Genomic DNA, 18246 nt, shown 5'->3' with positions numbered 1-18246 from the left:
CCGTCCCGGCCCCTGGCCTAAGCGCCCCCGTCCTCCGCGGCGCCCCCGTCCTCCACGGAGCCGGCGGGGGTGCGCGGGTCGGCGGCGAACCGCCGCAGGATCGCGCCGAGCCGCGCCGCGATCTCCTCGACGGCGTCCCCGCCGAGGACGCGGCGCTGGTACTGCAGCGCCACCCGCAGGTGCGGGTCCTCGAACGCCGCCACGCCCAGCGGGTAGTGGGAGCCGCTCGTGATCCCCATGCCGGTGAGCGCCAGCCCCGCGGCGGTGGTGGCCTCGCGGATGCCGGCCCGGTCGATCGGGTAGGACTCGAAGACGAGGAGCGTGTCGTACAGCGCGGCCGGCCCGGTGGCCCCCGCGATGGTGCCCGGCGCCGCGTGGTGGTGGTCGAGCAGGGCACCCTGCCTGCGCTGGAGCCCGGCCGCCAGGTCGCCGAGGGCGGCGTCCGGGTCGCACGTCAGCCGGACCGGCACGTTGTTGATGAACAGGCCCACCATCGCGTGGACGTCCGGGACGGCGGGCGGGCGGCCCGACACCGTCGCGCCGAACAGCACGTCCCGCCTGCCGGTGAGCCGCCCGAGCAGGACGCCCCAGGCGACCTGGACGACGGTGTTGAGCGTGACGCCCAGCTCGGCGGCGCGCCGCGCCAGCTCGCGCGCCGCGTCCACCGGCAGCGGGACGTCGACCACGCCGAAGCCCTCCCACGGGGCGGACGGGTCCGCGTCCGGCGCGACCAGGGTGGGCCCGTCGATCCCGTCGAGCTCCTCGGCCCAGGCCCGCGCCGATTCGGCGGGGTCCTGCTCCGACAGCCATGCCAGGTAGCCGCGGTACCCGGGCACCGGCGGCAGCGCCGACGGGTCGCCCTCCGCCCCGTACAGCCGCAGCAGATCCTCCATCAGCAGGGGGCTCGACCACCCGTCCAGCAGCGCGTGGTGGACGGAGAACACCAGCTCGGAGGTGGCCGGGCCGGTCCGCACCAGCGTCATCCGCAGCATCGGCGGCTCGGCCGGGTCGAAGCCGTCGCCGAGGTCGTCGGCCAGGAACCGCCGGAGCGCCTCCGCCCGCTCCGCTTCGCCGAGGCCGGTCAGGTCGAGGTCCCGCCAGGGCAGGCGGACCCCGTCGAGCACGAGCTGGACGGGGTCGCCGGCCTCGGTGGCGGCGAACGCGGTCCGCAGGTTGGCGTGGCGGTCCAGGAGCGCCTGCGCCGCGCGGTGCAGCCTGCCGGGGTCGATCTCCCCGGACAGGTGGATCACGAGCTGCATGTGGTACGGGTCGAACGGGGAACCGGCCGACGCGTGGGCCAGGAGGTCCGGCTGCAGAGGGGCGAGCGGCCACACCTCCACCAGGCCCGGACGGTCTTCCCGCCACGCCCTCAGCTCGGCGGACGGCACCGGCACCAGCGGCACGGGCGGGCGGTCCGGCCCGTCCGCGGTCCGCGCGGCGGCGGCCCGGGTCAGCCCCTCCAGCGCGGCCGACCACAGCTCCACCAGTTCCTCGGCCTCCGCGCGGGACAGGACGCCCGTGGGGAAGGCGACCCTGGCGGCGAGCACCGGCCCGTCCTCCGCGTCGGTCACGTAGGCGTTGACGTCCAGCACCGACAGCGCGGGCATGTCCGGGTCGAGGCCGGCGACCAGGTCGGCGCCTTCGGCGGCCTCGGTCCAGCCCGTCCCGCGCAGGTGCTCGGGCATGTCCGCCGCGGAGAACCGGCCCAGGTAGTTGAAGGAGATCTGCCCGGTCGGGTACGGCTCCAGCTCCACCGCGGTGTCCGGGTTCAGGTACCGCAGCAGCCCGTAGCCGATGCCCTTGTCGGGCAGGGCGCGCAGCTGCTCCCTGATCGAGTCGACCACGTCACCGGCGGCACGGCCGCCCGCGAAGACCTCCTCCAGGTCCACGTCGCCGACGTACAGGCGCGCCGGGTAGACGCTGGTGAACCAGCCGACGGTCCGCGACAGGTCCGCACCCGGCACGACCTGCTCCTCACGGCCGTGGCCCTCCACCCTCATCAGCACCGAGGACTCGGCCTCGCCCCGGTCGCGGCGGCGGCGGGCCACCGCCAGCGCCAGCGCGGCGAGCAGGCCGTCGTTGACGCCGCCGTGGAACGCCGCGGGCAGCGCGGTCAGCATCGTCGCCGTCAGCCGCGCGGGCAGCCGCAGCCAGACGGCGTCGACGGTGGACGCGACGTCCACGGCGGGGTCGAGCCGCCGGGCGCCGAGCAGCGGATCGGGGCCCTCCAGCACCGACCGCCACAGCGGCAGCTCCGCGACCCGCGCGGGGTCGGCCGCCGTGTCCGCGAGCGCGTGCGCCCATCGCCGCATCGAGGTACCGCCCGGCGGCAGCACCGGCGGCGCGCCGTCCCGGATCCGGTCCCAGGCCGCCGCGAGGTCCGGGAGCAGGATCCGCCACGACACCCCGTCCACCACCAGGTGGTGCAGGACGATCAGCAGCCGGCCCGCCTCGGGCTCGGGCGGGGCGAACCAGACGAACTGCGCCATGACGCCGCCGGTGGGGGCCAGCCGGCCGTTCGCGGCGTCCAGCTCGGCGGCGGCGACGTCGCGCCACCGCGCGTCCCAGCGGCCGTCGCACGCGACGCGGCGGATCAGCCCCGCCGCGCGCGCCGGGCCCGGCGGGTCCACCACCAGGACGTCGGCGTCCGGTTCCAGCCGGGACCGCAGCAGGTCGTGATGGCCGATCACGGCGTCGAGCACGGCGGCCAGCCCGGCGGCGCCGATGCCCGGCGGCAGCTCCACCAGCATCGACTGGGAGAAGCGGTCGAACCCGGTCCCGAGCCCGCGGATCCACCGCGCCACCGGCGGCAGCGGCAGCGGGCCGGTCCCGCCGCCGTCCAGCTCGGCCAGGGCCGCGCCCGCGCCGGAGGCGTCCCCCGCCGCCGCGGCGAGCGCGGCGACGGTCCGGTGCTCGAAGACGTCGCGCGGCCTGATCTCCAGCCCGTGCGCCCTCGCCCGCGACACCACCTGGATCGACTGGATGCTGTCCCCGCCCGCGGCGAAGAAGTCGTCGTCGATCCCGACCCGGTCCAGCCCGAGGACCTCGGCGAACACCGCGGCGAGGGCCTCCTCCGCCGGGGTGCGCGGCGCCCGGTGGGCGGCGCCCGCGACGTCCGGGTCGGGGAGCGCGCCGCGGTCGACCTTCCCGTTCGGGGTCAGCGGCAGCCGGTCCAGGACGACGAACGCCGACGGCACCATGAACTCCGGCAGCCGGCCGGTCAGGAAGGCCCGCAGCTCGGCCGCCGACACGCCCGCCGTCAGGTCCAGCTCGCCGCCGCCGAGGCCCTCCGCTCCCGCGCCGTCGAGGGCGCCGACGGGTACGACGTACCCGGCGAGCCGCCCGGACCCGGCGCCCCCGGCGGACTCGCGGACGGCGACCACCGCCTGCGCGACCCGCGGGTGCGCCAGCAGCGCCGCCTCGACCTCGCCCGGCTCGATCCGGTACCCGCGCAGCTTGACCTGCGCGTCCACCCGGCCGAGGAACTCCAGCTCGCCGCCCGTGGTCCAGCGGACGAGGTCGCCGGTGCGGTACATCCGCTCCCCCGGCCCGCCGAACGGGCACGCCACGAACCGCTGCCCGGTCAGCCCCGCGCGGCCGAGATAGCCGCGGGCCAGCCCGGACCCGGCCACGTACAGCTCGCCCGCGACGCCCGGCGGCACCGGCCGCAGCCGGGCGTCCAGCACGTACACGCGGGCGTTCGGGATCGGCGACCCGAACGTGGGCGCCCGCCCGTCGCCCGTCATCGATCCGGCCATGGCCGGGCACACGGTCGTCTCGGTCGGGCCGTAGGCGTTCGCCATCCGCCGTCCCGGCGCCCAGGCGGCGACCAGGTCCGGCGAGATCGGCTCCCCGGCGACGATGAGGGTCGTGACGGTGGGCAGCGATCCGGGCGGCAGCGCCGCCAGCACCGAGGGCGTCAGCAGGACGTGCGACACGCGGTTCGCGGTGAGCGTCGCGGCGAGCGGCTCGCCCGCCGCCAGGTCGTCCTGGCTCGCCAGGACGAACGCGGCGCCCGAGAACAGCGCCATGCACAGCTCCCACACCGAGGAGTCGAAGCTCGGCGAGTTGAACTGGAGCACCCGGCTCTCCGGCGTCACCTCCAGCCGGTCGATGTGCGCCTGGAGCAGGCTGGCCAGGCCGACGTGGGTGACCACGACGCCCTTGGGCAGCCCGGTCGACCCGGAGGTGTAGATGACGTAGGCGGCGTTGGTCACCGCCACCGGGCCGAGGCGGTCGGCGTCGCGCACCGGGCCCGGGTCGGCGGCGGCGAGCGCCGCGACGGTCTCCGGATCGTCCACGCCGATCACGGACGCGGCCAGATCGGGCAGCTGCTCCGCCGTCTGCGCGTCCGCGATCACCAGGTGCGCCTCGGAGTCCTTCACCATGAACTCGATCCGCCCGGCCGGGTAGGCGGGGTCCACCGGCAGGTACGCGCCGCCCGCCTTCGTCACCGCCAGGGCCGCGATCCACAGCCCCGGCGAGCGCGGCAGGGTCACCGCGACCACCGTCTCCGGGCCGACGCCGCGTCCGATCAGCAGCCGGGCCAGCCGGTTGGCGCGCTCCTCGACCTCCCGGTAGGTGAGCGTCTCCCCCTCGAACACGAGCGCGGGGGCGTCCGGCCGCGCGGCCACCCGCCGCTCGAACAGCTCGGGGATCGTCCCGACCGGCACCGGGACGGACGTCTCGTTCACCTCGCGTAGCAGCCGGTCCCGTTCGGCGGGCTCCAGCACCTCCACCCGGCCGACGGGCACGCCGGGCTCGGCCACCACCTGGCGGACGACGCGGACGAACCGCGCCGCCATCGCCTCGGCCGTGCCGCGGTCGAACAGGTCGGCGGCGTATTCGAGGCGGCCCCGGATGCCCTGCCCGGGGAAGTCGAACATGGTGAGCTCCAGGTCGAACCGCGCGACGCCGGTCGAGACCGGCTCCAGCTCCGCCCGCAGCCCCCGGAACTCGAACTCCTCCCAGGCGATGTTCTGCCAGGCGAACGCCACCTGGAACAGGGGGTGGTAGGACGTGGAGCGCTCGGGGTTGAGCAGCTCGACCAGCCGCTCGAACGGGGCGTCCTGGTTGTTGTAGGCGGCCAGCGCCTTGTCCCTGACCTGCGTCAGCAGGGTGTCGAAGGCGGGGTCGCCCGACACGTCGGCGCGCAGCACCCACGTGTTGACGAAGAAGCCCACGAGGCCGGCCAGGGCGTCGTCGGTACGGTTGGCGATCGGGGACCCGACCGTCAGGTCGTCCCGGCCGGTGAGCCGGTGCAGCAAGACCACCAGCGCCGTCTGCAGGACCATAGCCACGGTCATGCCGTGCGCGCGCGCCAGTTCCTCGGCCGCCGCGAGGATCTCGGGCTCCACCGTGAACTCGACGGCGTCGCCGCGGTGGCTCGCGACGGCGGGACGGGGCCGGTCGGCGGGCAGCGGCAACGGCTGCGGCGCCCCCGCCAGCTCCCCGCGCCAGTGGCCGAACTGCTGCGCCGCGACGCTGCCGGAGTCGTTCTCGTCCCCGAGCAGGTCCCGCTGCCAGAGCGTGTAGTCGGCGTACTGCACCGGCAGGTCCGGCCAGTCCGGCGCGCGGCCGGACGCCCGTGCCGTGTACGCCGCCGACAGGTCCCGCACCAGCGGCGCGACCGACTCGCCGTCCACGGCGATGTGGTGGATCAGCAGCACCAGCACGTGCTCGTCCGGCCCGGACGCGAACACCCGCGCCCGCACCGGGATCTCGGCGGCGAGGTCGAACCGGTACCGGGCGGCCTCGGCCACGGCGGCGTCCACCCCGTCGGGCCCGGCGCCGGTCACCGGCACCGCCACCTTCTCCAGCACGTCCTCGACGGGCAGCACCCGCTGGAACGGCACGCCGCCCTCGTCCTCGACGATGAGCGTGCGGAGGCTCTCGTGTCGGGCGACGATGTCCCGGACGGCGGCCTCCAGCGCCGCGGCGTCCAGGGCGCCGGTCAGCCGCACCCGGAACGGGGAGTTGTAGGTCGCCGACGGGCCCTCGAACCGGTGCACGAACCACAGCCGCCGCTGCGCGTAGGACAGCGGCAGCCGGTCGGGCCGCGCGGCGGCGCGGCGCAGGCCGGGCCGGACCCGCCGGCCCGCCGACAGGTGCGCGACCAGGCCGGCGACCGACGGCGACTCGAAGACCGACCGGATCGGGATCTCGACGTTCAGCTCGGCGCGGATCCGGCGGACGAGCCGGGTCGCCAGCAGCGAGTGCCCGCCGAGGTCGAAGAAGTCGTCGTCGACCCCGACCCGCTCCAGGCCGAGGACCTCGGCGAACAGCCCGCACAGGACCTCCTCCCGCGCGGTGCGGGGCTCGCCGCCGGTGAGCGCGGCGGCGTACGCGGGCGCCGGGAGCGCCCGCCGGTCCAGCTTCCCGCTCGGGGTCAGCGGGATCTCGGCGAGGGTCACCACGGCCGACGGCACCATGTACTCGGGCAGCCGCCCGGCCACGTGGGCGCGCAGGACGCCGGCGAGCGTCTCGCCCCCGCCCTCCCCGGCCGGTTCGCTGGCCAGCGGGCGCCCCGCCCGTCCGGACGGCACGAACCCGCCCGCCAGCACCCGGCCGGAGGCGCCGCCGTCCGGCAGCACGACGGCGTCGAAGCACTCCACGGCGTTGGTCGACCAGGTCGCCAGCACGTCCCAGCCCCGCTCGGCGGCCCAGCCGCGCAAATCCTGCGGGTCGACGTGCCGGGACGCGCCGGCCGGCGCGCCCGCCAGCGACGCCGCGGCGGCGGCCTCGGCCTCGCCCGCCAGCCGGGCGTTCGGGATCCGCGCGATCCGCACCGGCCCGCCGCCCCGCGAGCGCAGGAGCTCCGCGATGCCGGCGAAGTCCCCGAGCTGCTCGCCCCACACCCACGTGGGGACGTCGTCGAGGGCGACGGCGTCCACGGGTTCCTTGTGCAGGACGACCTCGTAGCGGTGCCGGGTCAGCTCGTTGTGCGCCCGGCCGGGCTTCAGCCGGACGTCCGCGGTCGCGCCGTGCCGCCCGGCCCAGCGGGTGAACCACTCCGGGTCGACGAGCAGTTCCTTCTCGGCGCGCATCGCCTTGGCGACGGCGGCCCGCACGACCGGAGGCGCCGCGTCCGGGTGCCGTGCCCGCTGCACCCCGGCGCGCAGCAGCCGCAGCGAGCCGGCGTTGCGGACGTCCCCGACCACGATCCGGCCGCCCGGGGCGAGCAGCTCCATGGCCTGCCGCAGCACCCGCTCCAGGTAGGCGGCGTCGGGGAAGTACTGCACCACGGAGTTCAGCACGACGGTGTCGAAGTGGCCGCGCGGCAGGCCGGACGCGTCGTCGGCGGTCTGCGTCCGCAGCCGGACCCGCCCGGCCGCGGTCTCGGACCGCGCGGCCTGGTCGCGCAGCCGCTCGATCACGGTGGCCGACAGGTCGGTGCCCCAGTACTCCTGAACCGAGGGCACGATCCTCGCCATCAGCAGCCCGGTGCCCACGCCGATCTCCAGGACGCGGCGCGGGGACCAGGCCAGGATCTGCTCGACGGCGGCGTCGCGCCACTCCGCCATCTCCGGCAGCGGGATCGGCTCCCCGGTGTAGGTGGAGTCCCAGCCGGTGAAGTCCTCGCCCCACGGAGCGTCCGCTGAGGCGTACACCCGGTCGTGGACCTCGCGCCACGCGGCGACCTTGCCCGCCGCCCCGCCGAGGGCGGCGCCCTCGGGGGTCGGCACGACGTACCCGACGAGGCGCCGGTCGCCGCCCGGGTCGCCGGACGCGACCACGACGGCCCGCTCGACGCCGGGGTGCGAGGTCAGCGCCGACTCGACCTCCCCCGGCTCGATCCGGAAACCGCGGATCTTGACCTGGGCGTCCGCCCGCCCGGCGTACTCCAGCGCGCCGCCGGGGGTCCAGCGGGCGAGGTCGCCGGTGCGGTACATCCGCTCGCCCGGCCCGCCGAACGGGCAGGCCACGAACCGCTCGGCGGTCAGCGCGGCGCGTCCGGCGTACCCGCGCGCCAGGCCGGGCCCGGCGGCGTACAGCTCGCCCGCGACGCCCGGCGGCACCGGCCGCAGCCCCGCGTCCAGGACGTAGAGGCGGGTTCCGGCGACCGGCCCGCCGATCGGCGGTGCGGCGCCGTCGCCCGTCAGCGGCGCGCTCATCGAGGCGATGACCGTCGTCTCCGTCGGGCCGTAGGCGTTGACCATCCGGCGTCCGGGCGCCCACGCCGCGACCAGCTCGGGGGACGTGGCGTCCCCGCCGACGACCAGGCACCCCAGGCCGGGCAGGGACCCGGGCGGCTGCGCGGCCAATACCGCCGGGGGCAGCAGCGCGTGCGTCACCCGCCGCTCGGCGACGGTCCGCGCCAGCGGGTCGCCGGGCGCCAGGGCGTCCCGGGGGGCGAGCACCAGCGCGGCGCCCGACAGCAGCGCCGTGCACAGCTCCCACACCGACGCGTCGAAGCTCGGCGAGGCGAACTGCAGCACACGGCTCTCGGGCGTGATCCCCAGCGCCGCCACCTGGGTCGCCAGCAGGCTCGCGACGCCCTCGTGGGTGACCGCGACGCCCTTCGGGCGGCCCGTCGACCCGGAGGTGTAGATGACGTAGGCGGTGTTGCGCGCCGCCAGGGGCGCGCGGCGGTCGGCGTCCCGCAGCGGCGCGGCGTCCGCGACCGCCGCGGCGGTGCCCGGGGCGTCGATCTCCAGGACCGGCGCCGTGAGCCCGGCCATCCGCTCCGCTGTCGCCGCGTCCGCGATGACCAGGCGGGCGGCCGAGTCCCCGACCATGAACGCGATCCGCCCTGCCGGGTAGGACGCGTCGACCGGCAGGTAGGCGCCGCCCGCCTTCAGCACGGCCAGCACCGCGACCACGAGCTCGGGCGAGCGTGGCAGCGCCACGCCCACCACCGACTCCGGTCCCACGCCGCGCCCGGCGAGGACGCGGGCGAGCCGGGCGGCGCGGTCGTCGATCTCCCGGTACGTCAGCGTCCGCTCCCCGAACACGACCGCGGCGGCGTCCGGCCGGTCCGCGACGCGGCGCGCGAACAGCTCCGGGATCGTCGCGGGCTCCACCGGGGCGGCGGCGCCGTCCCCGCCCGACAGCACCCGGTCCCGCTCCGCCGGGTCGAGGACGTCCACCCGTCCCACCGGGATGTCCGGATCGGCGACCACTTGCCGCAGGATCCGGGCGAACCGGGCCGCCATGGTCTCGGCGGTCTCCCGGCCGAACACGCCGCGCCGGTACTGGAGGGCCACCCGCAGGTGCGGGTCCTCGAACGCCAGGACGGCCAGCGGGTAGTGGGTGCCGCCGGACGTCCTGATCCCGGTGGTCTCGATCCCGGCGGCGCCGCCGGCCTCCCTGATCCCCTCCCGGTCGACCGGGTAGGACTCGAAGCCGATGATGGTGTCGAACAGCGCGCCGGTCCCGGCGGCCCGCTGGACGGCGGCCAGCCCGTGGTGATGGTGCTCCAGCAGCGCGACCTGCCGGTTCTGCACGTCCGCGAGCAGCTCGGCGAGCGTGGCGTCCGGGGCGGGCCGCACGCGCACCGTGACCGTGTTGATGAACAGCCCGATCATGGCGGCGACGCCGGGGACGGCGGGCGGGCGGCCCGACACCGCGGCACCGAACAGCACGTCCCGCCTGCCGGTGAGCCGCCCGAGCAGGACGCCCCAGGCGACCTGGACGACGGTGTTGAGCGTGACGCCCAGCTCGGCGGCGCGCCGGGCCAGCTCGCGCGCCGCGTCCACCGGCAGCGGGACGTCGACCACGCCCGTTTCGTCCGTGGCGTCCGGGTCGGGGACCGTCCCGGCCGCCAGAAGGGTGGGTTCGTCGACGCCGTCGAGTTCCTCGGCCCAGGCCCGCGCCGACTCGGCGGGGTCCTGCTCCGACAGCCATGCCAGGTAGCCGCGGTACCCGGGCACCGGCGGCAGCGCCGACGGGTCGCCCTCCGTCCCGTACAGCCGGAGGAGGTCCTGCATCAGCAGCGGCAGGGACCACCCGTCGAACAGCACGTGGTGGGCCGTGACGACCAGTTCCGACCGCCCCGCGCCGAGCGTCACCAGCGCCAGCCGCAGCATCGGCGGCTCGGCGGGGTCGAAGCGGGCGTCGCGGTCCCCCTCCAGGAACCGCCGGAGCGCCTCGTCCCGCTCGGCTTCGGCGAGGCCGCCGAGGTCGACGTGCCGCCAGGGCAGCCGGACCCCGTCCACCACGAGCTGGACGGGGTCGCCGGCCTCGGTGGCGACGAACGCGGTCCGCAGGTTGGGGTGGCGGTCCAGCAGCGCCTGGCCCGCACCGCGCATCCGCTCCGGCTCCACCTCGCCGGACAGGTGGACGACGAACTGCATGTGGTAGGCGTCGGAGGCGGCGTCGGCCAGCATCGCGTGGAACAGCAGGCCCGCCTGGAGGGGGGCGAGCGGCCACGCCTCCACCAGGCCCGGGTAGCGCTCCCGCCACGCCTCCAGCTCGGCCGGGTCCACCTCGACCAGCGGCCCGTCCGCGTCCCGGGACGGCTCCACCTCGTTTCCCGGGGCGCCGCCGGGGACGTCCGCCGAGGCGGCCGAGCGGGCGTCCACCGCCTCGGCGAGCCTGGCGACCGTCCGGTGGTCGAAGACGTCGCGCGCGCTGATCTCGATCCCGCGCGCGCGTGCCCGCGACACCACCTGGATCGACCGGATGCTGTCCCCGCCGACGGCGAAGAAGTCGTCGTCGACTCCGACCCGCTCCACGTCGAGGACGTCCGCGAACACCTCGGCGAGGATCTCCTCCGACGGGGTCCGCGGCGCCCGGTACACCTCGCCGGTGAACTCCGGGGCGGGCAGCGCCCGCCGGTCCACCTTGCCGTTCGGCGTCAGCGGCAGCGCGCCGAGGACCACGAACGCCGACGGCACCATGAACTCCGGCAGCCGTCCCGCCAGGAACGCGCGCAGCTCCCCGGCCGACACGCCCGCGCCGAGGTCGAAGTCGAAGTCGCGGAGGTCGGCCACGTTCCCGAACCCGGCCTGGCCCGCGCCGTCGGGCACGACGTAGCCGACGAGGCGCCTGCTCGCGCCGCCCCCGGCGTCCTCGCGGGCGACGACCACCGCCCGCGCCACCCTCGGATGCGCCACCAGGGCGGCCTCGACCTCGCCCGGCTCGATCCGGAAGCCGCGCACCTTCACCTGCGCGTCGGCCCGTCCCCGGAAGGCCAGCGCGCCGTCCCGCGTCCACGCCACGACGTCGCCGGTGCGGTACATCCGCTCGCCCGGCCCGCCGAACGGGCAGGCCACGAACCGCTCGGCGGTCAGCCCGGCGCGGGCGACGTAGCCCCGCGCCAGGCCCGCCCCGGCCAGGTAGAGCTCGCCCGGCACCCCGGGCGGCACCGGCCGCAGCCGGGCGTCCAGGACGTAGGCGCGGGTGTTGTCCATCGGGCCGCCGATCAGGACGTCCCCGCCGGGCTCGGCGGCCGGGTCCAGCGGGCCCGCCGTGGCGTAGACGGTCGTCTCCGTCGGGCCGTAGACGTGCACGAACCGCGTGTCCGGGCACGCCTCCAGCGCGCGCCGGAACGAGGACGCCGAGCCGCGCTCGCCGCCGGTCCACACCTCCCGCAGCCCCGCCAGGCACGTGGCGTCCTCCTGCACCAGCAGGTTGAACAGCGCCGTGGTCAGGAAGACCGAGGTCACGCCCTGGCGGTCCGCGTACTCCGCGAGCGTCCCGGGGTCGAGGGAGCCGGGACGGGCCGCGACGACCCGCCCGCCGCGCAGCAGCGGCACCCACAGCTCCCATACCGACGCGTCGAACGTCAGCGGCGAGTGGAGCAGGACCCGCTCGTGCGCGCCGCCGCCCCAGCGCCGGTCCAGCGCCAGCGCGGCGAGGGCCCGCTGGGTGACGGCGACGCCCTTGGGGCGCCCGGTGGAGCCGGACGTGTAGATGATGTACGCGGTGTCGTCCGCCGACGCCGGGCGCACCCGGTCGGCGTCGCCCATCGGCGCGGGATCGGCGGCGGCCACCGCCGCCGCGACCTCCGGGTCGTCGATCTCCAGTACCGGCACCGCCGGGCCGGCGAGCCGTTCCGCCGTGGCGGCGTCCGCGATCATCAGGCCCGCCGCCGAGTCCGCCACCATGAACGCGATCCGGTCGGCGGGGTAGGCGGGGTCCACCGGCAGGTACGCGCCGCCCGCCTTCACGACCGCCAGCACCGCGACCACCAGTTCCAGGGAGCGCGGCAGCGCCACGCCCACCACGGACTCCGGTCCCACGCCGCGCCCGGCCAGGACGCGGGCCAGGCGGTTGGCGCGGGCATCGAGCTCGCCGTAGGTGAGTGAGGCGCCCGACGGGGAGACGTCGCCGGACGCGACCGCGATGTCGCCCGGCCGTTCGGCGGCCCGCCGCGCGAACAGCTCGGCGACCGGCGCGCCGGGCACCGGGACGGCCGTGTCGTTCACGCCGCGCAGCACGAGGTCCGTCTCCGCCGCGTCGAGGACGTCCAGCTCGTCCACCGGGCGGGACGGGTCGGCCGCCGCCTGCCGCAGCACCCGCTCGAACCGGGACGCGACCGCCTCGGCCGTCTCCCGGTCGAACAGGTCGGTGGCGTACTCCAGCTGGCACAGCAGGCCCCGCCCGTCGGGGTCGTGGGCGAAGCTGAACTCCAGGTCGAACTTCGCGGTCCCCGTCCGGACGCCCTCCAGCGTCGCCAGCACCCCGGGCAGGTCCATCTCGACGCGGGCCTGGCTCTGCCAGGTGAACGCCACCTGGAAGAGCGGGTGGTAGGACGTGGAGCGCTCGGGGTTGAGCAGCTCGACCAGCCGCTCGAACGGGGCGTCCTGGTTGTTGTAGGCGGCCAGCGCCTTGTCCCGGACGCGTCGCAGCAGCTCGTCGAAGGCGGGGCCGCCCGACACGTCGGCCCGCAGCACCCACGTGTTGACGAAGAAGCCCACGAGATCCGCCAGGCCCTCGTCGGTGCGGCCCGCGATGGTGCAGCCGATCGTGATGTCCTCGCCGCCGCCCAGCCGGTGCAGCAGGGCGCCCAGTCCCGCCTGGAGGACCATCGCCACGGTCGCGTCGTGCCGCCGCGCCAGCTCCTCGACCGCGGCGCGCAGCGCGGGGCCGAGCCGGAACTCCACCATGTCGCCGCGGCGGCTCGCTACCGCCGGGCGGGGACGGTCGGCGGGCAGCGGCAACGGCTGCGGTACCCCCGCCAGCTCCCCGCGCCAGTAGCCGAACTGCTGCGCCGCGACGCTCTCCGGGTCGTCCTCGTCGCCCAGCAGCTCCCGCTGCCAGAGCGTGTAGTCCGCATACTGCACCGGCAGCTCCGGCCACACCGGCACACGGCCCGACGCACGCGCGGTGTAGGCGGCCGACAGGTCGCGCACCAGCGGCGCCATCGACTCGCCGTCCATGGCGATGTGGTGGATCAGCAGCACCAGCACGTACTCGCCGGGCCCGCAGGCGAACAGCCGCGCCCGCAGCGGGATCTCCGTGGCCAGGTCGAACGGGTACCGCACCGCCTCCGCCACCGCGGCGTCCACCTCACCGGGGTCCACCACGACGAGCGGGACCGTCACGCCCGTCTCGTCCAGCGGGACGACGCGCTGGGACGGCACGCCCCGCTCGTCCTCGACGATCAGCGTCCGCAGGCTCTCGTGGCGCGCCACGACGTCCCGGAGCGCCGCCTCCAGCGCCCGCACGTCCAGCGCGCCCGCCAGCCGCACCCGGAACGGGACGTTGTAGGTCGCCGACGGGCCCTCGAAGCGGTGCACGAACCACAACCGGCGCTGCGCGAAAGACAGGGGAATCATCAGCCGTCTACTCCTTGACCTTCATCCGGCGCAGGCGCGGCCTGCTCGATTTCGTGAAGTCGTCCAGCTCGCGGGCCAGTTCCACGACGCTCGGGTAGCGCAGGACCGCGCCGACCGGCACCTCCAGCCCGAGCGCGGCGCGGATGCGGCCCGACAGCCGGGTGGCCAGCAGCGAGTGCCCGCCGATCGCGAAGAAGTTGTCGTCGACGCCGACCCGGTCGAGCCCGAGCACCTCGGCGTACAGCCGGCAGAGCGTCTCCTCCCGGGGCGTCCGGGGCGCCCGGTAGCCGGCCTCGGTGAGCTCGGGTTCGGGGAGGGCCCGGCGGTCCAGCTTCCCGTTCGGGGTCAGCGGCAGCCGGTCCAGCACCGTGAACGCCGCCGGGACCATGAAGTCCGGCAGCCGCCGCGCCGCGTGCTCGCGCAGCTCCCCGGCCGTCGGCCGGGCCGGTCCCGCCGATTCCGCCGGGACGGCATAGGCGGCGAGCCGCACCGTCCCGGCCGCGTCTCGCCCGTCCCGCGCGACCACGACGGCCTGCGCCACCGCCGGGTGGGTCAGCAGGGCCGCCTCGATCTCACCCGGCTCGATCCGGAAACCGCGCACCTTCACCTGCGCGTCGCCGCGCCCCAGGTACTCCAGCAGCCCGGAGGCGTTCCAGCGCACGAGGTCGCCGGTGCGGTACATGCGCGCCCCGGGCGGCCCGAACGGGCACGCCACGAACCGCGCGGCGGTCAGCCCGGCCCTGCGCACGTATCCCCGCGCGAGACCCGGGCCCGCCAGGTACAGCTCGCCGGTGACGCCCGGCGGCACCGGGCGCAGCGCCCCGTCCAGGACGTAGGCGGACGTGTTGTCCAGCGGCCCGCCGATCGGGACGTTGTCCGCCACCCGCCCGCCCGGGGGCAGCGGGACGCCGGTGGCGTACACCGTCGTCTCCGTCGGCCCGTAGACGTGCACGAACGTGGTGCCGGGGCACGTGTCCAGGGCGCGCTGGAAGGAGGACGCCGAGGCGCGCTCGCCGCCGGTCCACACCTCCCGCAGCCCGGCCAGGCATGTCGCGTCCTCCTGCACCAGCAGGTTGAACAGCGCCGTGGTCAGGAAGAGGGACGTGACGCCGTGGTCGGCGACGTGCCTCGCGACGGTGGCCGGGTCGAGCGCCTCCGACGCGGCGACCACGACGCGCCCGCCGCCCAGCAGCGGGATCCACAGCTCCCAGACGGACGCGTCGAACATCAGCGTCGAGTGCAGCAGCACGCGATCGTGGGCGCCGCCGCGCCACCGGCGGTCCAGGGCGAGGTCGGCGACCGCCCGGTGGGTCACCCCCACGCCCTTCGGTACCCCGGTGGAGCCGGACGTGTAGATCACGTACGCGAGGCCGTCCGGATGCGGTGTCCCCTCGGGGGCCGTGCCACCGGATTTCACGGCCGGGTCGTCCAGCAGGATCACCGGGAGGTCGCGGCCCGGCAGGCGCGCGGCGACGTCGCCGGTGGTCACCAGGACGGCCGGGCGCGTGTCGTCCATCATCACGCCGATCCGCTCGGCCGGATGGGCGGGGTCCACCGGCAGGTACGCGCCGCCCGCCCGCAGCACGCCGAGCAGCACCGCCACCAGGTCGGCCGACGGCGGCAGCGCCACCGCCACCACCGACTCGGGTCCCACCCCGCGCCGGGTCAGCGCCCGCGCCCACCCCCCGGCGCGGGCGGCGAGCTCCCCGTAGGTCAGCGACCCCTCGTCCGAGACGACCGCGACCGCGCCGGGCGCGTCCGCCGCGCGCCGCGCGAACAGCTCGGGGATCGTGAGGGCGGGGGTGTCCGCACGGGGCCTCGCCGTGTCGTTGAGCTCCCGCAGGAGGCGGTCGCGCTCGGCCGGGTCCAGCGCGTCGACCGCGCCGACCCGGCGGCCGGGATCGTCCGCCACCTGGCGCAGGACGCGCCCGAAGCGGGCCGCGACGGACGCGGCGGCGTCCGCGCCGAACACGCTCCGCCGGTACTGGAGGGTCAGCCTCGGCCCGGTGCCCTGGCCGGCCATCGCCATCACCGTCAGGGGGTAGTGGGTGGCGCTGACCAGGCGGACCCCGGTGCAGGCGATCCCGGCCGCCGCGCCCGCGGCGGCGATGGCCGGGCGGTCCACCGGGAAGGACTCGAAGGCGACGCAGGTGTCGAAGAGCGCGCTCAGCCCGGTCAGCCGCCGCACCTCGGTCAGCGCGGCGTGATGGTGGTCCAGCAGCGCGGCCTGCCGTTCCTGGAGGCCGGTCAGCAGCTCGGCGACGGAGTCCCCGGGAGCGCACCGCACCCGCACGGGCACGGTGTTGACGAACATGCCCACCGTCGCGTCCGCGCCCGGCAGCGCGGGCGGGCGCCCGGACACCGTGGCACCGAACACCACGTCCCGGCGCCCGGTCAGCAGCCCGCACAGGACGGCCCAGGCGCCCTGGACGACGGTGTTCACCGTGACGCCCAGCTCCGCCGCGCGGCGGGCCAGCGCCGCCGCCTCCCGGGAGGACAGCGGTACCGCGACCCGACCGACCTCCGTGCCGCCAAGGTCGGACGCCGTTTCCGCACCGGTGCCGGACGCGCCCGGCGCGAGCATCGCGGGCTCGTCCAGCCCGTCGAGCTCCCGCGCCCAGGCCCGCGCCGCCGCGTCCCCGTCCTGCCGGGACAGCCAGGCCAGGAAGTCACGGTAGGAGCGCGCCTCGGGCAGCGCGGACGCGTCGCCGCCGGTCGCGTAGAGCCGCAGCAGCTCCTCGGCCAGCAGCGGCAGCGACCACCCGTCGAGCACCGCGTGGTGGGCGGTGAGGACCAGCTCCGACCGGTCCGTCCCGAACCTCAGCAGGGCGAGCCGCAGCAGCGGCGGCTCGGCCAGGTCGAACGGGACGGCCCGGTCTCCGGCCAGGAACCCGTCGAGGGCCTCCTCGCGGCCGGCCTCCCCCAGCTCGCCCATGTCGGCCTCGCTCCAGGGCGGCGACACGCCATCGACGATCAGCTGGACCGGCCGCCCGGCGGCGTCGTGGACGAACGCGGCGCGCAGCCCGGCGTGGCGGTCCAGCAGGGCCCGCCACGCCTCGCGCAGCCGGGACGGGTCCACCGGCCCGCTCAGGTGGAACACGCTCTGCACGCGGTAGGGGTCGAACTCCGACTCGTTGGCCAGGCTGTGGAACAGCAGTCCCGACTGCAACGGGGTCGTCGGCCAGATATCGGCGAGCGCCGGGTGGCGCCGCTCCCATGCCTCGATCTCGTCCTGTCCCACTCGGACCAGCGGCACGTCCGAGGGCGTCAGGCCGCCCGCATCCGGCTTCGCGGCGTGCGCGGCCAGGCCCTCCAGGGCGGTCAGCCACAGCTCGGCCAGCTCTTGCACCTCGGCGGGCGAGAGCACGCCCGCCGGTGCGCCGAACTCGGCGTCCAGCCCCGGCCCGTCCGGGCCGCCGGTGACGGTGACGACGACGTCCAGCTCGGCGGGCGCGGGCATGGCCGCCTCGCGCAGGGCGTCCTGGACGGCGTCCAGCACGGCCGGCTCGGCGACCTGCGCCCACCCGGCGCCGCGCGGGTCCGCCTGCGGCCCTGCCGAGGCCAGGTCCCGGTAGGTGAAGGCGATCTGACCCATCGGGCGCGCCCGCAGGACGGAGGACGTGCCCGGGTTCAGGTGCCGGAGCAGCCCGTACCCGACGCCGCCGTCCGGGGCGGCGCGCACCTGCTCCTTGACGGCCTTGAGCGCCGCGCCCGCCGCCGGACCGCCCGCGAGCGCGTCGGCCGGGTCGAGCCCGGCGAGGTCCAGCCGGGCGGGGAACACGGCGGTGAGGCCGCCGACGGTGCCGGACAGGTCCGCGCCCGGGAGCACGCCGTCCGCGCGTCCGTGGCCCTCCAGCCTGACCAGGGCCGAGGCCGCCACGGCGCCCTTCCGGCGGCGGCGCTCGGCCACCGCCAGCGCCAGCGCGGCCAGCGGCCCGTCGGCGGGGTCGCCGTGGAAGGCGTCGGGCAGCCCGGACAGCACCGTCCCGGCCACGTCCTCGGGCACCCGGACCCGCACCCACTCCACCGTGGACGTCACGTCCACCGCCGGGTCCAGCCGCCGGGCACCGAGCAGCGGGTCCGGGCCGTCCACCACCGACTCCCAGAACGGCAGCTCCGCGACCCGTTCCGCGTGCGAGGCGTCCTCCACCAGCGCGCGCGCCCATCGCCCCATCGGCGTCGGGACGGGCGGCAGCGACGGCGGCGCGCCCGTCCGGACGCTCTCCCACGCCTCCGCGAGATCGCGCCGCAGGATGTCCCAGGACAGGGCGTCGGCGACCAGCCGGTGCAGCACCACCAGCAGCCGGCCGGGGCCCGCCGCCGGTGGCGCCGCGCCGTCCATGCCGTCCATGCCGTCCGCGCCGTCCATGCCGTCCGCGCCGTCCGCGCCCGTCGGGTCGAACCAGACGAACCGCGCCATCGCGCCCGCCGCCGGGGCCAGCCGCCGCGCCGCCGCGTCCAGCTAGATCGGAAGAGCACACGTCTGAACTCAGTCACTCCAGCCAATCTCGTATGCCGTCTT

General features: G+C 76.7%; 2 protein-coding genes. Both read right to left on the bottom strand.

The window, feature by feature from the left end; translation table 11 throughout:
• Nucleotides 1-17: 17 nt before the first annotated feature.
• Nucleotides 18-13724, bottom strand: a complete 13707-nt coding sequence (locus E1291_RS16585; RefSeq protein WP_131738712.1) for a non-ribosomal peptide synthetase — start codon at nucleotides 13722-13724, stop codon at nucleotides 18-20.
• A 7-nt stretch (nucleotides 13725-13731) separates the two neighbouring features.
• The gene (locus E1291_RS16580) at nucleotides 13732-18144 is read right to left on the bottom strand and encodes a non-ribosomal peptide synthetase (protein WP_131738711.1); all 4413 of its coding nucleotides are present in this window, start codon (nucleotides 18142-18144) and stop codon (nucleotides 13732-13734) included.
• Nucleotides 18145-18246: the final 102 nt, after the last annotated feature.

It is taken from the genome of Actinomadura roseirufa (genome assembly GCF_900659635.1).
Lineage (GTDB): Bacteria > Actinomycetota > Actinomycetes > Streptosporangiales > Streptosporangiaceae > Spirillospora > Spirillospora roseirufa.
Note: the sequence above shows the minus strand (reverse complement) of the source record. Positions and strands in the feature narration are given on the sequence as shown.